The following is a 20937-nucleotide window of genomic DNA, read 5'->3' on the forward strand; positions in this document are numbered from 1 at the left end:
AATACAAATGCTATCTGTAAGCCAGTTGTCTATAGATTATGGCAGTAACCGTGTAGTAAGCGACCTAAATTTGTTGCTTGGTGAAAGTGAAATTCTCATGCTAGTAGGCCCTACGGGCTGTGGTAAAAGCACAATTTTACAAGCGCTCGCCGGACTAATTCCTATTAGCGAAGGTGAAATTAACTTAGGTAAATGGCAGGCTACCCCTAAATTGACTGTGCCACCTGAGAAACGCAGCGTAGGTATGGTATTTCAAGACTTTGCGTTATTCCCTCATTTAACCGTTGAGCAAAACATTGGCTTTCGTTTAAAAGATACCGCCGTTGCTGATCATTGGATAGCCCTACTGGGTCTTGATGACTTTCGTCATAAAAAGCCAGCCACCCTTTCAGGCGGTCAAAAACAACGAGTTGCACTAGCACGTACCCTTGCCCACCAACCTGACTTTGTGTTACTTGATGAGCCGCTTTCAAACCTTGATGCGGCACTAAAAGATATGCTGCGCTGGGATATCCGAAATGCCCTGAAAAAAGCTGGCGTGCCTGCAATTTGGGTGACTCATGATCAAGAAGAAGCTTTATCAATAGGCGATCGTGTGGGTGTGCTCAAGGCCGGAAAAATCCAGCAACTTGATACTCCTGAGCGTTGTTTTAGTGTGCCCAACAATCGCTTTGTTGCACGTTTTTTAGGTGAAGCAAGTTTCATTAACGGTTTTTTTGAGAATAATCAAGCAACTACAGCCATCGGCAATGTGCCCGCTCACGGCGTAGATTGCCAACAAGGTGAGGTGGATGTCCTACTTCGCCCCGACGATGTAATGCTAGTACAAGGTGAGATCGGCAACAACGGTGTGGTCGTATGGGTACGCTTTGAAGGAGGGAGTCGTTTATGTGCAGTAGAGCTTGCCTGTAAAACAGTGGTTACTAGCCGCGTAAGCCACGAAGTCGTTGTATACCCTGGCGATAGCGTGCACGTATCGTTAAGTACTTCGCATCCACTCGCGGTGTATAAACGAGCAATCTAAACTCACTTTAACGCTTAAGTTACAACACTAAAAAAGCCCATCTAGATGGGCTTTGCTGTAGGTGCTTTACTTTTTTAATATGATAATTTTAACGACACCCTTGGCTATTAAAATCAACCACTAGACTTGCACCAGTACTATTACCCGACACCTTTAAATAACCCCAATATTGGCTTTGATCACTAATATAAATACATTCGCTATTGCCGCTATTACTGGACTGAGCCTGTTCATTACTGCCATTTGGCCAGCTGCTGTTTGAATAACTTAGGCTGATGTCGCCACTGCCATTAGCGGTAGTTATCGCCACACCACTTTGACTTTGTACGTCAGCAATACTAAACCACATAGGATCGCTGTTACCCAAACAAATCACTTCACCGTCATTTAAACGGCCATTGCTACGACTACCTTGGGTAGCACATGCATCAGGTACACTACTACTTACTCCTGTGTATGAAGCGGTTAATTTCACATTATCAAACATGTTATAGCCACGAATCATTACTTGATAAACACCTGCTTGCGCAGGATTTATTACACATTGTTCACTATTACCACCGACATAAGGACGACAATCATAACTATCCATTGTTGGTGTAGCAGCATAACTCACATATAAATCAGCATCGCCCGTGCCACCACTTAAGCTAAACACTAAGTCGCTGGCACCTTGCGGTACATCAAAGCTGAAATACAACAGCTCATCTTGCTCGCCAGCAATAGTCATTGGTTGAGCGTTTATCAACTCGCCGTTACCAACGCTGCTATCCTCTTCAATACTAGCCAATGTTGATGCGGTTTGGCTGGCACCTTGGTTATCAACAACCGTTAACGATACGCTATATTGTCCTGATGTTGTATAAGTATGCACCGGGTTTGCTTGATTAGAACTACTGCCATCACCAAAGCTCCACTGATAACTAACAATTGAGCCGTCACTGTCAATACTGCCATTGCTCGTAAAATTGATCTCATTGTTTTGCATACCGGCATAAGGTCCATTGATGTATGCGATTGGTGGCGTATTAGTGGTTGTACCTGCAACTAAGTCATCACACCATTGTACAAACTCGTTTTCATAATTATTTGCCCACTGCACAGTTTTCGCTTTATAAGCACTCCAATTACCAATGCGTGTATCTGCAAGCATGGCATTAATTTCACTGTAATGGCGTTCGAACATAAAGCGCACAGCTAAGTAACCCCAGCGATAAATACGGTCTTGATCAAAACCGTCATAGTTAGTGGCAAATACTTGCGCTAAGGTATAACGCGAACCATCACTGATGGTATTTTTAGCGGCGTCATTATTATCAAGATTAGCAACATATTCTGCAACGCCTTCTGACCACCACACAATATCTTCAGTTGGTGAATTAAAGTTTCCATATAAGTCAAAACGACCATCTAAGTAATGCACATATTCATGCTCTAGATTCCACACGTAATGCTCAGCATTGGCGTAGCTCGCCTCATAGGCAATAAAATTTGCTTGATTACCCACAACTGCGGGGTCACCTTCTAAATACATGCCGCCATTATTGGTGTTAATGCCAAAAATCGCACCTGCGTATTTACTATAATCATCGCTGCTATCAAATATATTTACTTGTAAAAAACTATTGTTATCATCGGCAACTGGGGCGTTATTGGTGGCAAGTTTAGTGTGAAATAAACCTTCTTCTGCGCCCATTGCAGCACATGCAGCTGTATGTTGTGCTGCAGTCATATTTTGTGAGCGAATTTTAATAGTGCTACTACAGCTATAATTTTGCGAAAGCGCTTGCTGAGTAAGTTCATCAACAAAGCCACAAATACCATAGTCATTACAATCAGCGTAATAACTGACAGAATCTGCCGCAGCAAGCCATACTGCATCACCATAGCCAAAGCTGTTATAAGTACTAAAAACCGCTTTTAAGCCAGTATCAACAGTAGCTTGAATAGCAGTGTCGGAATATTGCTTAAGGCGCGCAAGCTCACTGGCTGCATTAACAATTAAATATTGTGCGTCAGAGTCAATCATCCACTGCTTTTGGGTAAATGCATTCAGCTTAGTAACTAAATCAGTATCGCTAGCTACAGCTGTAACAAATGCATCATTCCACTGGCCGCGATAAAGCAAAGTAAAAATACCATTCACCGCACTGCGTATATTCCATTTTGCAGCATAGCTTTCGTTAAAACGCGTTAGCCACTGTTTCACCACATACAAGTAACGATGTTGCTGTTCAGCGCTGTCCATCGTAATGATCACTTCAGAAAGCGTTTTACCGTGGCCGTCATTATCGTCATAAAAATGGCTGTTGTTTACAAAAGCATCTATCGCATCAATTACGGCAGGCGTAACCCAAGAGCTAAAGCTCACGTTGTCGTTGTAAAATTCCGCATAAAAACCAGCTCGTAAATATAGGAACAATGCCTCGAGTTCAATGTCACCACCGCCAGCATAAGTCTGTGAGAGTGACTTTGCATGATTAGCAACCGCATACATATTATCAGAACTAAATACTAGGCTCTGAGTTGATGCTGATGCACTAAATAGTTCATTAACACAGCCACTACCTTGATTTTTAAGCTCAGTAATAATGCTCGTTGAACTAGCATTAGCCAGTGCATTTAAATCGCAGCTGACTGTGGCCGCTTGGCTACGCATCATTAACATACTAAATTTTTGGGGTTGTGATTGCAGCTGTGCTATTGGTGCTTTTTCATTATGGCCGTGTTCAACGCCATGATGATGCACACGTTCAACAATCGCAGCTTGTGGCTTGAATACGCGCTGATGGGTCGTATTAGCAAGCGCCATAGAGCTTGCCCCTAGTAACGGTAACGCCAAAATCAATCTATTCATTTTCATAATTTACCTTTGATAAATTTTATTATTTCAATCCAGAACGGGTTATCGAGGACGCAATTTGCAACATATAATCGCCATTACATACAATATACTTTGCCTAAAACTAAAAAATTTTTAATTCATTAGTTGTAGCAAAATAGAAAACAACAGCACTTTATCATCAAAAAGGGTACATATGTAAAGATATAAATGATAAGGCGACTTTGTGAAAAATCACCCAAACAGTAACGTGTGAGTTAGTAAGCTATCAGATATAAAAAAGCCAGTACTTTATTATTAATAACAACCACTTTCTAGTTCATTCTTGTTCCTAATACCTAATTACGTAACTTGCTATACACGCTACAATATAATTAACACTTTGATTTAGCGTGAAATATGGTAATTTATTAGTGAATCGCGTTCACTATCATGAGAAGTCGTATGACCCAAAAAAAACATTGGACATTAAAAAGCATCGCCAAAGAATTAGGCGTTTCTAACGCCACCGTTTCAAATGCATTTAATCGTCCAGATCAACTATCAAAAAGTCGTCGCGAGTCTATTTTATTGGCGTGTAAAGAGCTTGGCTATTTTGGCCCCAATAAAGCAGCGCAGTCATTACGCCGTGGTAAATTTAATATTGTTGCGCTGGTATTACCTGACAGTATTGAGTATATGGTGTCGGATCCTGTGGCCAGTAGTTTTATGCGTGGTGTGGCTTCTATCCTTGAAAAAAACAATATTAACTTATTATTATTTTCGGGAAATAGTCAAAACCTTAACAGCGTATTAGATTTTGTTGATGGCTTTATTTGTTATGGTCGTCCGCGCAATCAATCACTTGTAGATCAATTAAAAATTGTACCCAAACATGTGGTTACCGTTGATTTTGATATTGATCGTAATGCCTCAGTAAACATAGATAACGAACAAGCTAGTTATGAAGTGGCCAAACACGTATTAAAAAGCAGTGCTGATCAGGTCGCTATATTGGGACTGCGGTTATTAGATGAAAATGTATTGTGTCGTGTATATGAGCACCATGAATGCGAAGCCGGTCAATCAATTGCACATCAAAGATTACGAGGTTATCAAAAAGCATTAAGCGAAGTTAACATTACCTTAGGTGACGATAGAACTTGGAATATTCCAGAAAGTAGCGAACGTTATGCAAGCATCGCAGCAAAAGAAGCGCTCAACTGCATACCTAGACCCAATGTATTACTTTGTATGAGTGATCTTATTGCCCTCGCGGCAATTCGCGAAGCAGTTAAAATAGGTATAAAAATACCCCAAGAATTGCGAATTGTTGGATTTGATGGCATTGATGAAGCGCAGCGCTCTATGCCAACATTAACAACTATTCATCAAAATAGTGAAGAAAAAGGAGCATTAGCAGCTAATTTATTTATTAGCAAAAAAGAGCAAAAAGCACTTATCAACTACCAATTACAGTTAGGTCATAGTGGCTGATAAGTGACTGATTGTAAGGTTAACTTAGTTTAACAAATCATTTAGTGAGGTGAGTATTTGCTCATTCCCAGTGCGTGCAATTATTAACGCTTCGCGACGTGCAAAATTAACTTTTAGGACAATTTCACTGTCGTTTAATAGCCACTTTAAAGCACAACTATTGTCATCACCTTCAACACTAAACTCACCTGCAAAGGCACTGTGAGTATTACGTATCTCAATTAATTTTAGTAATCCCTGTACAACAGGCTTTGCAAGAGACTGCGCAATGATATCAGCATCTAAATATGGACGATTAATATCACGACCTACATTTGATTTTGCTAGTAACGCCATATCATTTTCAGCTGCGAATAAGCCACCGTAGTAAACTTGTGGTACGCCGGGTGCAAAAAATTGAATCGCGCGCGCAACTAAATAGTCAAAATCATTTGCGCCTAACGCATTGTAATAAGTGCAATTTACTTGGTACAAGTCGACATTACTGGCAGCAGCCCCAGTTGCTTGGCGGCTTTGGTTATTGCTATTTGCATGAATAGTTTCAACTAGATTATCAATTTGCGCTGCATTTAATAATCCTGGCTTATCACCCATTGGACCCGCATCAATAATACCAATGCCATCATGGGTATCGAGTACTGTTAAGCAATTACGTGGTGAAATATTTAACCACTTTACAAGTGCATCACTGTTATTGGTAAATAAGCTGTGCAAAATCAATGGTGGTAATGCGAAGTCATAAACCATATTGACCCGCTTTGCGACGTCAACTTGAGTTTGATAATGGCTGTGGATTTCAGCAATTGTTTCCATACCCAATGCATTAGCTTGCGCCGATAACTTATCTAAATAATCAAACGTTTCATCTAGCATAAAGCAGTTTGTGCCGGCTTGCTTAATCGCGTAACCCGCCGCATCTAAACGAATAATATTAACGTTATTAGCAGAGAACTTCGTTAATACATTATTTAAATACGCAATGCCCGCAGCAACTTTAACATTAATGTCGATTTGATTATCGGTAAACGTGGTCCAAAAATCATACGTTTGACCATCGCCACATGGCATTGGAGTAAAACAACTGCCAGGGCGCGGGCGATAAATCGCTTTTTGCTCGGCGTCGCTCATGCCATTTGGAAAGACATCTTCTTTAGTTAAAAATAAATCCCAAAACGAAGATGCTTTGCCTTTTGCCAGTACGTCCTGAAACTGAAAAGATTGCGCCGATACGTGGTTTACAATCAAATCGGCCATCAGATCATAGTCTGCGCCTAACACTTGAATGTCTTGCCAAGTACCGATCCGTTCATCCACGGCACTATGATCAATAGGGTCAAAGCCTGCATCACTACCATCAATTGGATTATAGAAGGGCAATAGGTGCACACCTCCAAATACGCCGTGTAATGGGCCATTTAAAAGTGTGGTCAATGCGTTGATATCTTGACCAGTGATCCGATCAGCGTATGTGATCAATTGAACTTTATTCTTCATCATTGTGTGATTACCATGTTGAAACTTAATCGATTAAGATATATCTTTAACTAGCGAGTGAGAATTTACAAGTAATTTTTAATAATTTTACATACAAAAATCGTGGCTTACGTAATACTACAATAAGTAACTAACTGACTTACTGAGTGTTAACTGAGCATTTAACGAGGAAAAAAGTACATGACAAAATCACACACACACGTAAGCAGCGACCCGTTGCAACAAATACGCTGGCTTACATATATGATGTTTTTTATGTTTGCCATGACTTCTGATGCGGTGGGCATGATCATACCTGAACTTATTAAAGAGTTTGGTTTAAGCATGACCCAAGCAAGCGCGTTCCATTATGCACCTATGGCGCTAATTGCTTTTAGTGGATTGTTTTTAGGTTTTTTAGCAGACAGTTTAGGGCGTAAAACAACCATCATGCTAGGCCTTTTAATATTTTCGGCGAGCTGTTTCTTGTTTGCGTTTAGCACCAGCTTTACCTTCTTTTTATTGCTACTTTGCTGCATAGGCTTAGCCATTGGTTTATTTAAAACGGGTGCGCTTGCGTTACTTGGTGATATTTCACATAGTAACGAAGATCACACTAAAACGATGAATAAGGTAGAAGGCTTTTTTGGCATAGGCGCCATTGTAGGGCCAGCTCTAGTAGGCGTCTTACTGGTGCAAAATGTAAGCTGGACTTACCTGTACATTATTGCAGGTGTAATGTGTTTAATTCTCGCTTTACTAGCGTGGCGTGCAGACTACCCAGCCGTTGTAAAAACCACAGCAAAGCCCACTTCGCTTGCCACCACCATGAAAATGATCAAAAATCCGTATGCGCTAGGTTTTTCTCTGGCAATTGCCCTTTATGTGGCCACGGAGGTTGCTATTTATGTATGGATGCCTACGCTGTTAAAAGATTATACTGGCTCTTGGCCACTACTTGCAACCTATGCATTGACAATATTTTTTGTACTGCGTGCCGCAGGGCGATTTATTGCCGTATGGTTACTAAACCGCTATAGCTGGCAAGGTGTTATGGCCTATTTAAGCTTAGGCATTGCGCTGTGTTATGTCGGTACATTATTCGGTGGCGTTGATTGGGCTGTGGGTTTATTGCCGCTTTCGGGGTTATTTATGTCGATGGTTTATCCGACTTTAAACTCTAAAGGTATATCCTGCTTTGCAGTGCAACAGCACGGTGCTGTGGCGGGCGTGATATTATTTTTTACCGCACTTTCGGCGGCTTTAGCACCCTTGTTCATGGGTATGATCAGCGATTACTTTGGCCATGTGCGTTACGGTTTTTATTTAGCTACGGGCTTTGCTGTCATTTTATTTTTAGCTATGCTGTTTAATTATTTTAAAGATCCATCAGCAACGGCTTTACAGCAAGATAACCCTGTAACTGAGTAAACCTATATTCTAAGACAATAAAAAATACTTTATAAATCAATGAATGAATAAAAAAAGAGCAAATTAAGCACAAAATAATTTGCTTCTTGTAAAATATTTGTTATTTTTACTTAATCGATTAAGTAAAAATACAAATCCAATTGGGTTCAACACAACGAGGCGTAACCATGACAACACACAACACACCTTTATATTTAATCAGTGCATTAGCACTTGCCGTAAGCCAAGGCGTACATGCGCAACAACAAGATCAAAATTCTCAAGTACAAGCTAACAAAGGTCTTGAAACAATCGTTGTAACTGGTGTACCACGTCGTACAACGATTATGGCATCAAGCGTATCAGTCAGTAGCTTGTCGCTTGAACAGGTTGAAGTGTCTACACCTCGCTCAACCGCTGAGGCGTTTAGAATCATTCCGGGTATTCGCGCAGAATCGACCGGTGGTGAAGGTAACGCAAACATTGCTGTGCGTGGTTTACCTGTGGCATCTGGCGGTGCGAAATTTTTACAATTACAAGAAGACGGTTTACCTGTACTGCAATACGGTGATATCGCTTTTGGTAACGCTGATATTTTTATGCGCTTAGATAATACAGTACAAACAATCGAATCAATTCGTGGCGGCTCAGCATCGACGGCTGCAAGTAATGCACCTGGTGGCATTATTAACTTTATTTCTAAAAATGGTGAAAACGAATCAGGCAGCGTATCAACTACTCTGGGCCTCGATTACGATAGCGTTCGTACAGACTTTGAATACGGTACTTACCTAAGCGATAGTGTACGTTTTCATGTCGGTGGCTTTGTTCGCCAAGGTGAAGGTCCACGCGAAACAGGTTACACATCAAATAAAGGCGGGCAAATTAAAGCCAACCTAACCAAAGATTTTGAAAACGGCTATGTTCGAATTTATTACAAGCATTTAGATGATAAAAGCGTAGGTTACTTACCGATGCCAATGTATGCAAATGGCGATTCTATCCCTGGGTTTGACGCACAATCGGATACACCACACTCGGCATTATTTACAAAAACAGTGCGTCTAAACGGCGAAAACCAAATTAGCAGTGGCGATATTCGCGACGGTATGAACCCTAACGTTGACTCAATTGGCTTTGAAGCAGTATTTGACTTAGATAATGATTGGCGTATCGAAAACCGTTTTCGTAAATCATCTGTAAGCGGTAACTTTAATTCACTTATTCCTGCTGAAGTAGGCAGTGCAACGTCGATTGCAGAAAGTATTGGCGGCGCAGGTGCAACACTCAGCAATGCAAATACTGGGGCTGCATTTAAAGACAATTTAGCAATGCGTATTCATACGTTTGACGTCACAATGAACGACTTTGACTCTATTGTGAACGACTTTAAATTGACTAAATCGCTCGATGACGACACCAGTATTACGTTTGGTTACTACGCATCAACGCAAAACATTGCCATGTCGTGGTTATGGAACTCTTATCTAATGGAGCTTAAGGGCGATAACGCAGCCTTATTAAATGTCACAGCTGCCGATGGTACTGAGTTTTCTGAAAATGGTTTATACGCATACGGAACACCTTTTTGGGGTAACTGTTGTCAGCGTGATTACGACACAGAATACGACACTCGCGCCCCGTACGTTGCATTTTCTACAAAACTTGGCGATGTAAGTATTGATGCAAGTGCCCGTTACGATAGTGGCGAAGCTCGCGGTAATTACGCAGGTGCAGTAACCTCTACAGTTGATATGAATCGTGATGGTGAAATATCCGTTCCTGAACAAAATGTTGCAGGCATTGATATTACTAATGCCAGCCCAGTTAACTACGACTGGAACTACACATCTTATTCAATTGGTGCTAACTATCAAATTGACCCAAGTCTGGCAACATTTGCTCGTATCAGTAAAGGCGGACGAGCGAATGCTGACCGACTTTTATTTGGTAAAATACGTGCAGATGGCTCTGTTGCGAAAGAAGATGCTGTAGATGAAGTTAATCAATATGAGTTTGGGGTTAAAAAACGTTTTGATTCCTTCTCTGTATTTGCAACTGCTTTTTATGCAGAAACTGAAGAGCAAAATTTTGAAGCTACATCACAAACCTTTTTCGACCGTGAATACGAAGCCAAAGGGATTGAGATTGAATCAACTTACTTCATCGATGCGTGGGATTTTCGCGGTAACTTAACCTGGACCGATGCTGAAATCGTTAAAGATGCACTAACACCGGAAGTAGAAGGTAATACGCCTCGACGCCAAGCAGATTTAATTTACTCACTAATGGCGCGTTATAGCTACGAGAAAGGTGCAGCTGGTGTAAGCTTTATTGGTACTACCGATGCATACGCTCAAGACAACAACGACCTTAAATTTGATGGTTACACCCAAGTAAATGGCTTTGTAAGCTACGATTTATCTGAAAACCTTAGCATCGCGCTTAATGTAAATAACCTATTTGATACAGTCGGTATTACTGAAGCCGAAGAAAGTTCTATCCCAGATAATAATATTATTCGTGCCCGCACTATTAACGGCCGCACAACGTCACTAACACTTAAATACCTATTTAATTAACCGAGCTTTAGTATTTTTAAGCGCTGAATAATGTATTTTCAGCGCTTGATCTCCTAACATCTATTTACCTTGAAAGACTCTCCCACTACTTTTGACCTAGCCCTTGCTAGGTTTTTTAGGATTTACAATATGACCAAATTACTTAGCCTTGGCGAGCTGCTTATTGATATGCTGCCGCAAGATTCTCAAAACAGTGCTTATTTGCCCATTGCTGGCGGCGCTCCTGCCAATGTAGCGGTAGGTTATGCCAAACTGGGCGGCAAAGCGGCTTTTTGTGGCGGTATGGGCGATGACTATTTTGCTAAACAATTAAGTAAATCGCTTGCGCAATATAAGGTAAGTACAGAGTACTTATTTACAATTAAAGACTCTCAAACGGCCGTGGTTATTGTCAGTTTGGATGAAACCGGTGAACGCAGCTTTAATTTTTATCGCCACAATACCGCCGATTTACTGTTAACGAGTGAGCATTTAAACCATATCAAATGGGATGAATTGAGTACCCTACACTTTTGTTCCAACACGTTAACTAATTTAGCCATTGCGCGCACCACGATCAATGCTTTAAAGCTGGCTAAAAAGAACCATAAGCTAGTCAGCTTTGATGTGAATTTACGCTATAGCTTGTGGCAAAATAGCAATGACATTGAGCAAAATGTACACGCGTGTTACGCCTATTGCGATATAGTTAAGCTATCGCGGGATGAGCTAAATTTTTTAGCTGAGCAAACACAGCAAACACCTGATGATTACTTGCAATCGATTCTAGATACGGATGTTAGCTTAGTGTTTTTAACCGATGGTCCCGCGCCTGCAACCGTTTACCATAACGCATTTGCATTTACTGAAGCTGCACCAATTATTACGGCGGTTGATACCACCAGTGCGGGCGATGCGTTTATTGCCGGGGTTTTGTATTATTTAAATCATAATGATGAAAATATATTGCTCACGGATAAACTCAACAATCAGCAAATAGTAAAACGCGCTTTAAATTTCGGCCTTCGCTGTGGTTCAAAAGCCTGTTTAGCCAAGGGAGCATTTCCCGCATTACCAATGTTAGTTGATGTAGTTTAAAAGATTAAAGCCCATGTTAATGCCAGTTAATTAGTATTGACTGGCATGAAACAATAACAGCGCTTGGTATTTACAGTATTTTATAAATACCCTACTCTTCTAGCCACTCAATTGCAGCTGTCGCATTTTCAAAATAGGCCATTTCACCTGATACAACGCGGTTTCCTATTTTAGCAATATTGGACTGCCATTTTTTATTGCCATAAATAGCAACTTTTTTCAGCTCTTTATTGTGTCTTATACCTAACTTTAAATCATCCCATGCGGCTCTAAAGCCACCGCCCTGAAACTCGATACTATCAATGAGTACATTTATTATTGGCTGTTTTACTTGCGATAAGGCTGAATCAATCATCGGGGGGATGGTTTTATAATCTTCGTGAGTAAGCTTGCCAACCGCTTTTAAGGTTAAGAAAAACTCACGGCCTGCGCCTTCAATATCAATAGATAAACCATGGTTTAAATGTGTCATAACTTAGTCTCATTTATACGTTAAGGTTTGAGAATACGTTAAGTTAGATTAATAAATTATGAAGCAAATCAAAATACAGCTGGAAAAGTAAAAAGTGAGCATTTGCTCACTTTTTATATAAGCTTTAAGGGTTTTCCAAGCGATGAATTTGCTTATCTGCATCCGTTAAATGACCTGTTTTAAGCCAAACTTTTGCGCCTTCACTGCCTGCTTTAGCATTAACCATGCTGTTTATGGGAACTCTTAACCAACTGTTTTTTACAAGTGTATCGCCCTGCTCTTCAAGTGAACCTTCAAGTACTAAAAGCTCAGCCCCACCGGGTGCATTTATCGCTATCTCGGCGTTCGCTTTAAAATGCATTAAACTCACCTCTTCAAAGGCGTCTTTATAAAGAGGAGCTACATTTACATCACTAAACTCAGCGTGAGGAACACCTTGCATGGTATTAGTTTGTAAACGTACATGCTCTCTGTCCTCTGGCTGAAACTGCCATAATTTTACAAATATAACGCAGCCGCTTTCGGAGCCTGGAGTATGCTTTGATTCGGGCGGATTACGAATATAAGAACCCTTGGGGAAATCACCATGTTCATCTTGAAAAACACCTTCAAGCACAATAAATTCTTCACCGCCGGTATGTGTATGGGCAGAAAAATGGCTATTTGGCGCATAACGTACAATGCTGGTTGCGCGTGCAACCTCATCGCCTACTCTATCAAGTGGACGCCTATCAACACCCGCCATCGGTGACGCTATCCACTCGAGTGATTCACTGTGCACGACAACACGTTTGCTAAAGTCTGCTGCAATTTTCATATTTGCCTCCAAATTATAAATCTATTTAGCAATACTTGGACGCTGCGCGACCTTTTGTTGCCATGCAATTAAATGTGATAGCTCACTTGGAATAACAATTTGTGCAAAGCCTGCAAACACCAGACCGGCGTACAAAGTAATATCTGCAACAGTAAATTGCTCACCGGCAACATAAGCAGAATTGGCTAACACTGTATTAAAATAAACAAAACCTTGGTGCGCTTTTTCACCTTGCTTTGCTCCCCAAGCAACATTTTGATAGGTTTCAAGTGCTGGGCCTAAACCATCCGTTGCATGATGAAAGTAACTGGCTACCGCATCAAGGACCATTGACTCCGCACGCTTTTGCATCATATTAATCACCGCGCGTTCTTTTGCCTCAATACCCGTTAATGAAGGGCCAGCAAAAGTGGTATCAATATATTCAGTAATCGCGGTGCATTCCGCTATATATGTCCCGTCATCTAGCTCTAAAACAGGCACGCCTGCTAAGGGGTTTTTAGCTAAAAAGGCTTCAGTACGATGCTCACCATTTAATAAATCAACAGCAACAAATTCAACTTTGTCAGTCGCATTTTTTTCAGCAAGAGCAATACGTACACGTAATGGATTAGGAAAGTTTTCTACGTCATAAATTTTCATAATTATCTCTTTATATTTTTAACCACAGTTTGAACTAATATTGGTAAGATCAAGCCCACCTACCTACTGATAGGTAACTTATATTAAGATCTCGATCTTTGCAAACTAAAAATAAAAGAGCTTGAAAATAACTACCTACTGGTTGATAATTTTTTGCAGCGATATGAAGGAAGTTTTAAAATGACAAAAAAAGCAGCCCTGTTAAAAGCAGCAGAAAATAAGGTTAGACTTGGTGGCTATAGCAATTTTAGCTTTAGAGAGTTGGCGAATGAAATTGGTATTAAAAGTGCGAGTGTGCATTATCATTTTCCAACCAAAGCTGATTTAGGTGCTGAACTCGCGCATCAATATACGGATGCCTTTATCGCTGTGCTTGGCGAACCGGAGGCACACAAAGCAAACGGTAAAAACCCTATTGATATTTACACGCAATTATTTACAAACGCGTTAGTTATAGATAAAAAGATGTGTTTATGTGGCTTACTTGGCGCACAAAGTGACAGTCTTCCTGATAAAGTGCGCGATGAAGTAAAACGCTTTTTCATTAAAAACTTAGCCTGGTTAACTCAAGCACATAAAATAAATGGAGAGCTTAATCCTGAACGTGCCGCGATTAAAACAGTGAGTTTATTAGAGGGCGCGATGATGATCAGTAACACCCTTGACGATATTAGTTACTTTGAACAAGCCATTTTCTAACAGGCATTACGTCACTTTAGAACTATAAAAAAAAGCGAGCTTTACAGCTCGCTTGTTACGTCATTAATACACTGCAGTGTATTAATTTACACGCACTTTATGTTTTGAATGTACTATAGCTAGTGCAATAAATCCTACCACAGCAACCACAACACCAATTGGTTTGCCCATATCACTTGATAAGTTAAGGCCAATTGCAGCGGTCATGATGTACGATAACGTAACGGCTGTAGCTATTACTGCAGGAATACTCGCAATCCAATGGAATGTTCCACGGTCAAATAAGTACTTAGTCGCAAGCCATAACACACTCGTAGAAAGCAGCATGTTTGAAAATGCGAAGTAGCGCCAAATAACAGAGAAATCGAGTTTTGTCATAAAGTATGCGATTGCTAAAATTGGCACCGCAAGCAATAAACGATTACGCAAACTTTGCGGAATATTAAACGCATCAACCACGGTTAAGCGCAGTGAACGAAACGCCGTATCACCTGAGGTAATTGGGAATACTGCTACTGCAATAATCGCCATAATTCCACCAAACACACCTAAATAACTGTTTGCTATATGATTAACCACTAAACCTGGGCCGCCTAAATCAAGCATTGCTTTTAAACCTGCATAGCCTTCTGGGAACGCAGCAATACCAGCCAGTGCCCATACACAACCAACAATACCTTCACACATCATTGCGCCATAATAAACTGGACGAACGTATTTTTCGTTAGTTAAGCAACGTGCAATAATTGGTGCTTGCGTAGAGTGGAAACCACTAATCGCACCACAGGTTATGGTAATAAACAATAATGGCCAAGTAGGTAATCCATCTGGATTTGGAGTTAAAAAGTCGTGGGCATGATCAGCTTCAAAATACGCTAAAAAATCACCTGCTACTGGTAAATGCGGCGCATTAATTAACAGTGATACAGCAATTGCAACTGTCATCACAATCATTAATAAACCAAAAACAGGGTAAAATTTAGTAATGATTTTATCAATTGGCAGTAAAGTAGCTAAAAAATAATAGGCCAAAATTGCCAAAACCCAAAAGGTATTATTGGCAAATATAGTATCTTTAAATACGTCTAAGTTACTTAATAATCCAGCGGGGCTCATTATGAATACCACGCCGACAAAAAACAGTAACATCGCCGTAAATATTAACATAAAGCCTTTAAATACAACGTTATAATATTTACCTGCAATTTCTGGTAAGCTTTTGCCATCCTCTTTGATACTCATAACACCTGAGTAAAAGTCGTGTACAGCTCCACCTAATACATTACCGAGTACGATCCAGACCAAAGCAATTGGTCCATATAGAGCACCTAGAATAGGGCCAAATATTGGGCCTACCCCTGCAATATTTAAAAACTGAATTAAAAACGCACGAACAGGATGAATTGCAACATAGTCAACACCTTCGCTAAAGCGTTTTTGTGGTGTATCAATGGTGGCGTCCATACCAGCTTGTTTTTCTACAAAGGGACTGTAGAACTTGTAACCTAATATTAAAATAGTCAGGCAGATAAAAAAGATGATCATAAGCACGTTTCTCTTTTTGTATTATAGAGCGCGTTGTCAGTCGCCCCGAATTTCAAACTATGGGTAATCGTTGAACGTTAGCAGAGCCTGTTAAAATCCACAATACGACTATCTGATAATATTATTAGATGTTTGAAGTGCCGAGTTTAACTATCAGGAACAATATAGTAGGCAATAAAAAAGCCTTGCAGGGGAACAGCAAGGCTTGGGACTTCACGGGGAATTATTTAAATGTTAAGTGCACTTATTCAAATGTCACTGTTACGATATTTGAACATACATCTGCTGTAACACAAACTTGGTAATCATAGGCTGGCAAAGTTGCATTACGTAAGAAGTCACGGTGACGGCCGTTATCAGTCGTTGTTCCTACAAACTCACCATTACGATATACATTAAGTGACTGAGCACCCACTTGTTCCCAGCTAAGATCAACACGCATAGTATTAAGGCGTGTTTTATTGGCACGTACCAAACTCAACTCTATCTCAACATCACTCACAACCACGGTTTGCGTTGTTGTATCAGTATTGCCTTCGCTATCAGTAACCGTAAGACTAACGTCATAATTACCTGCTTGTGCATAGGTATGAGCGGGGCTTGCATCGGTTGACGTTGCACCATCACCAAAGTCCCAGCTCCACTGCGTGATATCATCATTTGCATCACGGCTGCTGTCTGTAAAGCTCACAGAAAGACCTTGTGCATCAAACTCAAAACCGGCCTCTGGTGGCTGCGGGCTGACTTCACCAATGGCACTAAATGTAAGTGACCAATTATTCAGCGTACCTGTATCTGCTGCATAGGTATCTTCAATATGTAATACCCAATCACCCGTTGCCACTTCACCATTAAAATCAGCTAAAGAGTAGCTTTGAACTATATCATCTGCGCTACCGCCTGATTGACTATGTAATGTAGAGCTTGTTCCGCTAGGCGAAGTTAACGTAACGATTAAATCACCAATGTAAGTATGTGAAATATCAATACTCGCTTGAGTTGCAAAAACAGTCAGTGGATCATTTACGGTGATCACAGAATCAACACCGTCAACATTGTTATCGGGGATTGCTACTGCGGTATCATTCGTATAGGTAAAATCATTTAAGCCAACAGGATCAACTAATAAGCTTACTGACTTCTGCTTAGCCAACTCGCCAGAAGATGCATTTACGCTAAAGTCATAGCGCCCCCATTGTGTTGACTCTTGAGTTGGCACACTAAGTATCACCACATCACCAGGCGTTGCAGTGTTTGCTGATAAACTAGCACCAGCTAAATCGCCAATTAATTCAAGATCTACCACCCCTTGCCACTGGGCAATTGAGCCAATTTCAAATGTATATGTTGCCGTTTCACCGGCAGTGATCTGCTGAGCTGTTGGTGTAACAGATAGTTTAAAGCTTGGTGTAGGGTCTGCCTGCTCAAGAGCTTGATTAGCGTTTAAGCGTTTGCCCGATACGGTCTTCCCTGCCAGTTGTGCATTATCATCGCCACTATCCATAAGCAGCTGTTTAAGCTCACTTGTTGATAAGTCAGGATTGAGTGATAGTACCAAAGCAGCGACACCCGCAACATGCGGTGTGGCCATTGATGTACCAGAGTAAGTGGCATAACCATTACCCGGTACGGTTGATAAAATAGCGCTCCCTGGTGCGGCTAAATCAACACTGGTTAAACCCCACTGTGAAAAGTCTGACATATTATCGTTACGATCAGTGCTGGCCACTGACAACACGCTTTCATGCTCATAATTGGATGGATAATGTGGATTTTGATCATTATCAACGGCGTCATTACCTGCAGCGGCAACAAATAAAATGTCAGCTTGTTCGCTGGCGGTTATCGCATCAGCAAGCGCTTGGCTAAAGCCACCACCGCCCCAACTATTATTTAGTACGCGAACATTTACACCCGCATTTTTCAGACTCACCATATAGTCAATACACTTAATAGCGTCGGATGTAGAGCCACTGCCTGATGCATCTAAGAACTTACAACCAACAATCGCCGCTTCATGATTAACACCCACAACACCATTATTGTTATTACCTGCAGCGCCGATTGTCCCTGAGACATGCGTACCGTGACCTTGGTCATCCATTGGGTCGCCAACATTTGTAATGGCATTAATACCATGCACGTCATCAATGTAGCCATTACCATCATTATCGATGCCATCGCCTGCGATTTCATTCGGGTTTATCCACATATTTGCCGTTAAATCACTATGACTGTGATCTACACCAGTATCGATAACGCCCACAACGACATCTTTACCACCTGTTGTAATTGACCATGCTTCGAGTGCATCTATATCCGCATCGGCCGTCCCACCAGATTGGCCTTCATTGTGTAATCCCCACAACTTTGAAAAATCAGGGTCATTGGGAGCCGTAGCAATACTCACGCGATAATCTGGCTCAACATATTCAACCGCTGCATGTGTTTGCAGTAATTTAATTGCTTGCTTGGTGCTCATGCCAGTTACTTCAAACTTAGCTAGACGACCAGATAAAATCGACGAATAGTTGTCATCAACACCATCTTTATTTAAATCACTTACTTTAGCTTTTACTAAACTGCGGGCTTGACTACGCATTGCCACAGAAGTGCCTTTTTTATACATAACGAGCAATGAGTCTTGAGAAGCTCGTGCTGAAGGCTCTGCAGCAATGGTTGTTACTTGTGCTGCAGCTAAACATGGCAAAATAGCCAAGCTTAAAATAGATAATTTAGTTTTCATATTTTGTATCCATAGTTAGAAATATTAACTTAGCTTTGTTACTAAGTTTCGCTAACTTCACTACTTTTGAAATATCACTGGCAAGCACCATAAATGACAGAGAAAACCTAAACCAGACAAGAAAAATTCAATAAATTACTAAAAAACCAGTCTTTAACACTGTTTTTAACGGTCAATTTATTAACAACACAATCGTTTTTATGAGTAATTAGCGCTCAGTAGATGCCTTACTCGCCTCATCTTTTATTACCAGATTATTCAACATTCCAAGCTGATTACGGTGGAAAACAAGTAAGCAATTGAAAAGAAAGTAGATTAAAAATCATAAAAAGAGATGATTTCGAATATTACGTTTACACAATAAAGTTAACCGTCAATTGGTAGCAGTGCGTAAGTAAAAAAGCATTAATTGCATAAAACACAACACTGCATATCAATATAATTCTTCACTCACTTTTGTATGAGTGAGCTTTTTGCTCTTGATATCACAAAACTTAAATCGGCAAGGCATGCCGAACAAACTATGCAGAACATTAAGGTATCCACAACCCATTAATGACTGCTCTAATAATTATAAGTTAAGGAAAAATCATGAAGTTAAATAAATCTTTATTGACATGTGCAATCGCAGTTGCATTAAGTTCAAGCTTTGTTGCACACGCAAATATCGACGATAAAAACCAATCAACCTCTGTATTAGCAAGTCAAGTGTCAACTACTGCGGTAGGCAATGTCCTCACTATTGAACAAACATCATTGCAAGGTATGGGTAACGATGTAATGGTCACGCAACAAGGTGATGGCCTTGAAGCAAACGTAACAAGTTTAGGCGATAACAACAGCATTAATGTTGATCAAAAACAAATTCAAAACTTGTCTTTAACGTACGTAATAGGCGATAACAACACCCTAAGTCACAGCCAAGATGGTGAAGTTAATGGCGCTCTATCAGACATAACAGGCGATGATAACTCAGTCAATGTTGCGCAGTTTGGCACGGGCTTTTTTGGTATTAATAACGAAGCGATTAACGTAGTTCAAGGTGATGCTAACGACATTGCAGTTACTCAGCAAGATGGCGGCCATTGGTTTTATAATTTGGATTTGCAAGGTAATAGCAACAAAATTAGCGCATCTCAAGCAGGCCTTTTAAATGAAGCAACGCTGGCAACTATTAGTGGTGACGAAAACACCATTGAAGTTACTCAAAACGGCTTGTTTAACGCTTTTACACTTACTGAACTCGTTGGTAATACGAATGAAGTAGTAATAGCACAAGAAGGTAATTTCAACGGCGTTACGGTTGCTTCTGTTCGCGGCGATGAAAACAGCTTAGACATCGAACAAGCGGGTGATTCAAATACTGCGACTTTTGCAAGTGTTGAAGGAAACGAAAACACCCTATCAATCGACCAAGAAGGTAATACCAATACCTTCACATCTGAGTTATTTGCCGGTAATGACAATCAAGTTTCGGTTGATCAACAACAAGATAATAATCAAGTTGGGGCTGATGTATTAGGTGATAACAATGAACTCACTGTTATGCAAAATGGCTCAATGAACGAGACCTACTTGGGCACAATTGGCGCTGACAATGAATTCTCAAGCGTTCAAATTGGTAACGAAAACAGCGCTCACATCGCTAATTTTAATGGTCAAGGCAACGACGTTGATTTAGCTCAAGCCGGTGACATGAATACCGCTTTAATTCAATCTTCGTACCCTGACACATCGCTTACTTCAAACGATAATAACATTAATATCAGTCAATTAGGCAGCACAAATGAAGCAACATTAACCTTTGCAAGTGTGCTAAATAGTAATAACAATAGCGTTGATTTTAGCCAAAGTGGCGATCTGAATGCGATTGATTTAGTTATGGAAGGCAGCAACCATTCTATTGATATTTCGCAGCAAGGCGATATGAATATGGTAGCAGGTATCGATACGGGTGCATTTATCGTTGGTGGTGACAACATCAACTTCACAGTCACACAAGTAGGCAATGGCAACTTAGTTGAAGGTGCTATTACCGCTTCTAACACTTCAGTCGTGATCACCCAAGTGGGCGATTACAACACAGCAACTGTGAGCCAAGAATAAGGATATTGGGGGGCACGTCCCCCCAT

14 protein-coding genes are annotated in these 20937 nt (G+C 40.6%); 7 read left to right on the forward strand and 7 right to left on the reverse strand.

The annotated features are described in order from the left end of the window. The first annotated feature begins 7 nt into the window (after positions 1–7). Entirely contained in the window at positions 8–1024 is a 1017-nt protein-coding gene (locus tag H5154_RS05280; protein WP_182717624.1) for an ABC transporter ATP-binding protein, read from the forward strand. 88 nt (positions 1025–1112) lie between these two features. On the opposite strand, the gene H5154_RS05285 is transcribed toward H5154_RS05280, so the two are convergent. Then, positions 1113–3887, reverse strand: a complete 2775-nt coding sequence (locus tag H5154_RS05285; protein WP_182717625.1) for a collagenase — start codon at positions 3885–3887, stop codon at positions 1113–1115. A 423-nt stretch (positions 3888–4310) separates the two neighbouring features. On the opposite strand from H5154_RS05285, the gene H5154_RS05290 reads away from it, so the two are divergent. Further along, positions 4311–5342: a LacI family DNA-binding transcriptional regulator gene (locus H5154_RS05290; RefSeq protein ID WP_149981804.1), complete on the forward strand. Its 1032-nt coding sequence runs from the start codon at positions 4311–4313 to the stop codon at positions 5340–5342. Between the two features lie 24 nt (positions 5343–5366). Here H5154_RS05290 and gtfA read toward each other — a convergent pair whose 3' ends face one another. Beyond that, positions 5367–6839, reverse strand: coding sequence for a sucrose phosphorylase (gtfA, locus tag H5154_RS05295; protein ID WP_182717626.1), 1473 nt, complete (start codon positions 6837–6839; stop codon positions 5367–5369). A 177-nt stretch (positions 6840–7016) separates the two neighbouring features. Here gtfA and H5154_RS05300 point away from each other — a divergent pair, with 177 nt between their 5' ends. The 3 genes from H5154_RS05300 (at position 7017) to H5154_RS05310 (ending at position 11884) form a co-directional block, all read left to right on the forward strand. Next, a complete protein-coding gene (locus H5154_RS05300) occupies positions 7017–8246 on the forward strand; it encodes a sugar MFS transporter (RefSeq protein WP_149981806.1) in 1230 nt (409 codons plus the stop codon). A 167-nt stretch (positions 8247–8413) separates the two neighbouring features. Then, positions 8414–10807, forward strand: coding sequence for a TonB-dependent receptor domain-containing protein (locus tag H5154_RS05305; protein ID WP_182717627.1), 2394 nt, complete (start codon positions 8414–8416; stop codon positions 10805–10807). Positions 10808–10936: 129 nt separating this feature from the next. Next, complete coding sequence (locus tag H5154_RS05310; RefSeq protein WP_182717628.1) at positions 10937–11884, forward strand: carbohydrate kinase; 948 nt, start codon at positions 10937–10939, stop codon at positions 11882–11884. 91 nt (positions 11885–11975) lie between these two features. On the opposite strand, the gene H5154_RS05315 is transcribed toward H5154_RS05310, so the two are convergent. From H5154_RS05315 to H5154_RS05325, 3 genes are all read right to left on the reverse strand, one after another. Further along, the gene (locus H5154_RS05315; RefSeq protein ID WP_182717629.1) at positions 11976–12356 is read right to left on the reverse strand and encodes an STAS/SEC14 domain-containing protein; all 381 of its coding nucleotides are present in this window, start codon (positions 12354–12356) and stop codon (positions 11976–11978) included. 124 nt (positions 12357–12480) lie between these two features. After that, positions 12481–13173, reverse strand: a complete 693-nt coding sequence (locus tag H5154_RS05320; protein WP_182717630.1) for a cupin domain-containing protein — start codon at positions 13171–13173, stop codon at positions 12481–12483. A 21-nt stretch (positions 13174–13194) separates the two neighbouring features. Next, positions 13195–13815, reverse strand: coding sequence for a glutathione S-transferase family protein (locus tag H5154_RS05325; protein WP_182717631.1), 621 nt, complete (start codon positions 13813–13815; stop codon positions 13195–13197). 180 nt (positions 13816–13995) lie between these two features. Here H5154_RS05325 and H5154_RS05330 point away from each other — a divergent pair, with 180 nt between their 5' ends. After that, a complete protein-coding gene (locus H5154_RS05330) occupies positions 13996–14514 on the forward strand; it encodes a TetR/AcrR family transcriptional regulator (protein WP_182717632.1) in 519 nt (172 codons plus the stop codon). 81 nt (positions 14515–14595) lie between these two features. Here H5154_RS05330 and H5154_RS05335 read toward each other — a convergent pair whose 3' ends face one another. Next, positions 14596–16059, reverse strand: a complete 1464-nt coding sequence (locus tag H5154_RS05335; RefSeq protein WP_149981813.1) for a carbon starvation protein A — start codon at positions 16057–16059, stop codon at positions 14596–14598. 244 nt (positions 16060–16303) lie between these two features. Continuing rightward, positions 16304–18805: a S8 family serine peptidase gene (locus tag H5154_RS05340; RefSeq protein ID WP_182717633.1), complete on the reverse strand. Its 2502-nt coding sequence runs from the start codon at positions 18803–18805 to the stop codon at positions 16304–16306. Positions 18806–19396: 591 nt separating this feature from the next. On the opposite strand from H5154_RS05340, the gene H5154_RS05345 reads away from it, so the two are divergent. Continuing rightward, positions 19397–20911: a curlin gene (locus H5154_RS05345; RefSeq protein ID WP_182717634.1), complete on the forward strand. Its 1515-nt coding sequence runs from the start codon at positions 19397–19399 to the stop codon at positions 20909–20911. Positions 20912–20937 lie beyond the last annotated feature (26 nt).

It is taken from the genome of Pseudoalteromonas sp. SR44-5, from assembly GCF_014163675.1.
GTDB lineage: Bacteria > Pseudomonadota > Gammaproteobacteria > Enterobacterales > Alteromonadaceae > Pseudoalteromonas > Pseudoalteromonas rhizosphaerae.

What these genes read in the sequence shown, in the direction of transcription:
- H5154_RS05290 (WP_149981804.1), top strand. Translation starts at nt 4,311, where the DNA reads ATGACCCAAAAAAAACATTGGACATTAAAAAGCATCGCCAAAGAATTA.
- gtfA (WP_182717626.1), bottom strand. Translation starts at nt 6,839, where the DNA reads ATGATGAAGAATAAAGTTCAATTGATCACATACGCTGATCGGATCACT.
- H5154_RS05345 (WP_182717634.1), top strand. Translation starts at nt 19,397, where the DNA reads ATGAAGTTAAATAAATCTTTATTGACATGTGCAATCGCAGTTGCATTA.
- H5154_RS05305 (WP_182717627.1), top strand. Translation starts at nt 8,414, where the DNA reads ATGACAACACACAACACACCTTTATATTTAATCAGTGCATTAGCACTT.
- H5154_RS05320 (WP_182717630.1), bottom strand. Translation starts at nt 13,173, where the DNA reads ATGAAAATTGCAGCAGACTTTAGCAAACGTGTTGTCGTGCACAGTGAA.
- H5154_RS05310 (WP_182717628.1), top strand. Translation starts at nt 10,937, where the DNA reads ATGACCAAATTACTTAGCCTTGGCGAGCTGCTTATTGATATGCTGCCG.
- H5154_RS05340 (WP_182717633.1), bottom strand. Translation starts at nt 18,805, where the DNA reads ATGAAAACTAAATTATCTATTTTAAGCTTGGCTATTTTGCCATGTTTA.
- H5154_RS05330 (WP_182717632.1), top strand. Translation starts at nt 13,996, where the DNA reads ATGACAAAAAAAGCAGCCCTGTTAAAAGCAGCAGAAAATAAGGTTAGA.
- H5154_RS05315 (WP_182717629.1), bottom strand. Translation starts at nt 12,356, where the DNA reads ATGACACATTTAAACCATGGTTTATCTATTGATATTGAAGGCGCAGGC.
- H5154_RS05285 (WP_182717625.1), bottom strand. Translation starts at nt 3,887, where the DNA reads ATGAAAATGAATAGATTGATTTTGGCGTTACCGTTACTAGGGGCAAGC.
- H5154_RS05280 (WP_182717624.1), top strand. Translation starts at nt 8, where the DNA reads ATGCTATCTGTAAGCCAGTTGTCTATAGATTATGGCAGTAACCGTGTA.
- H5154_RS05325 (WP_182717631.1), bottom strand. Translation starts at nt 13,815, where the DNA reads ATGAAAATTTATGACGTAGAAAACTTTCCTAATCCATTACGTGTACGT.
- H5154_RS05300 (WP_149981806.1), top strand. Translation starts at nt 7,017, where the DNA reads ATGACAAAATCACACACACACGTAAGCAGCGACCCGTTGCAACAAATA.
- H5154_RS05335 (WP_149981813.1), bottom strand. Translation starts at nt 16,059, where the DNA reads ATGATCATCTTTTTTATCTGCCTGACTATTTTAATATTAGGTTACAAG.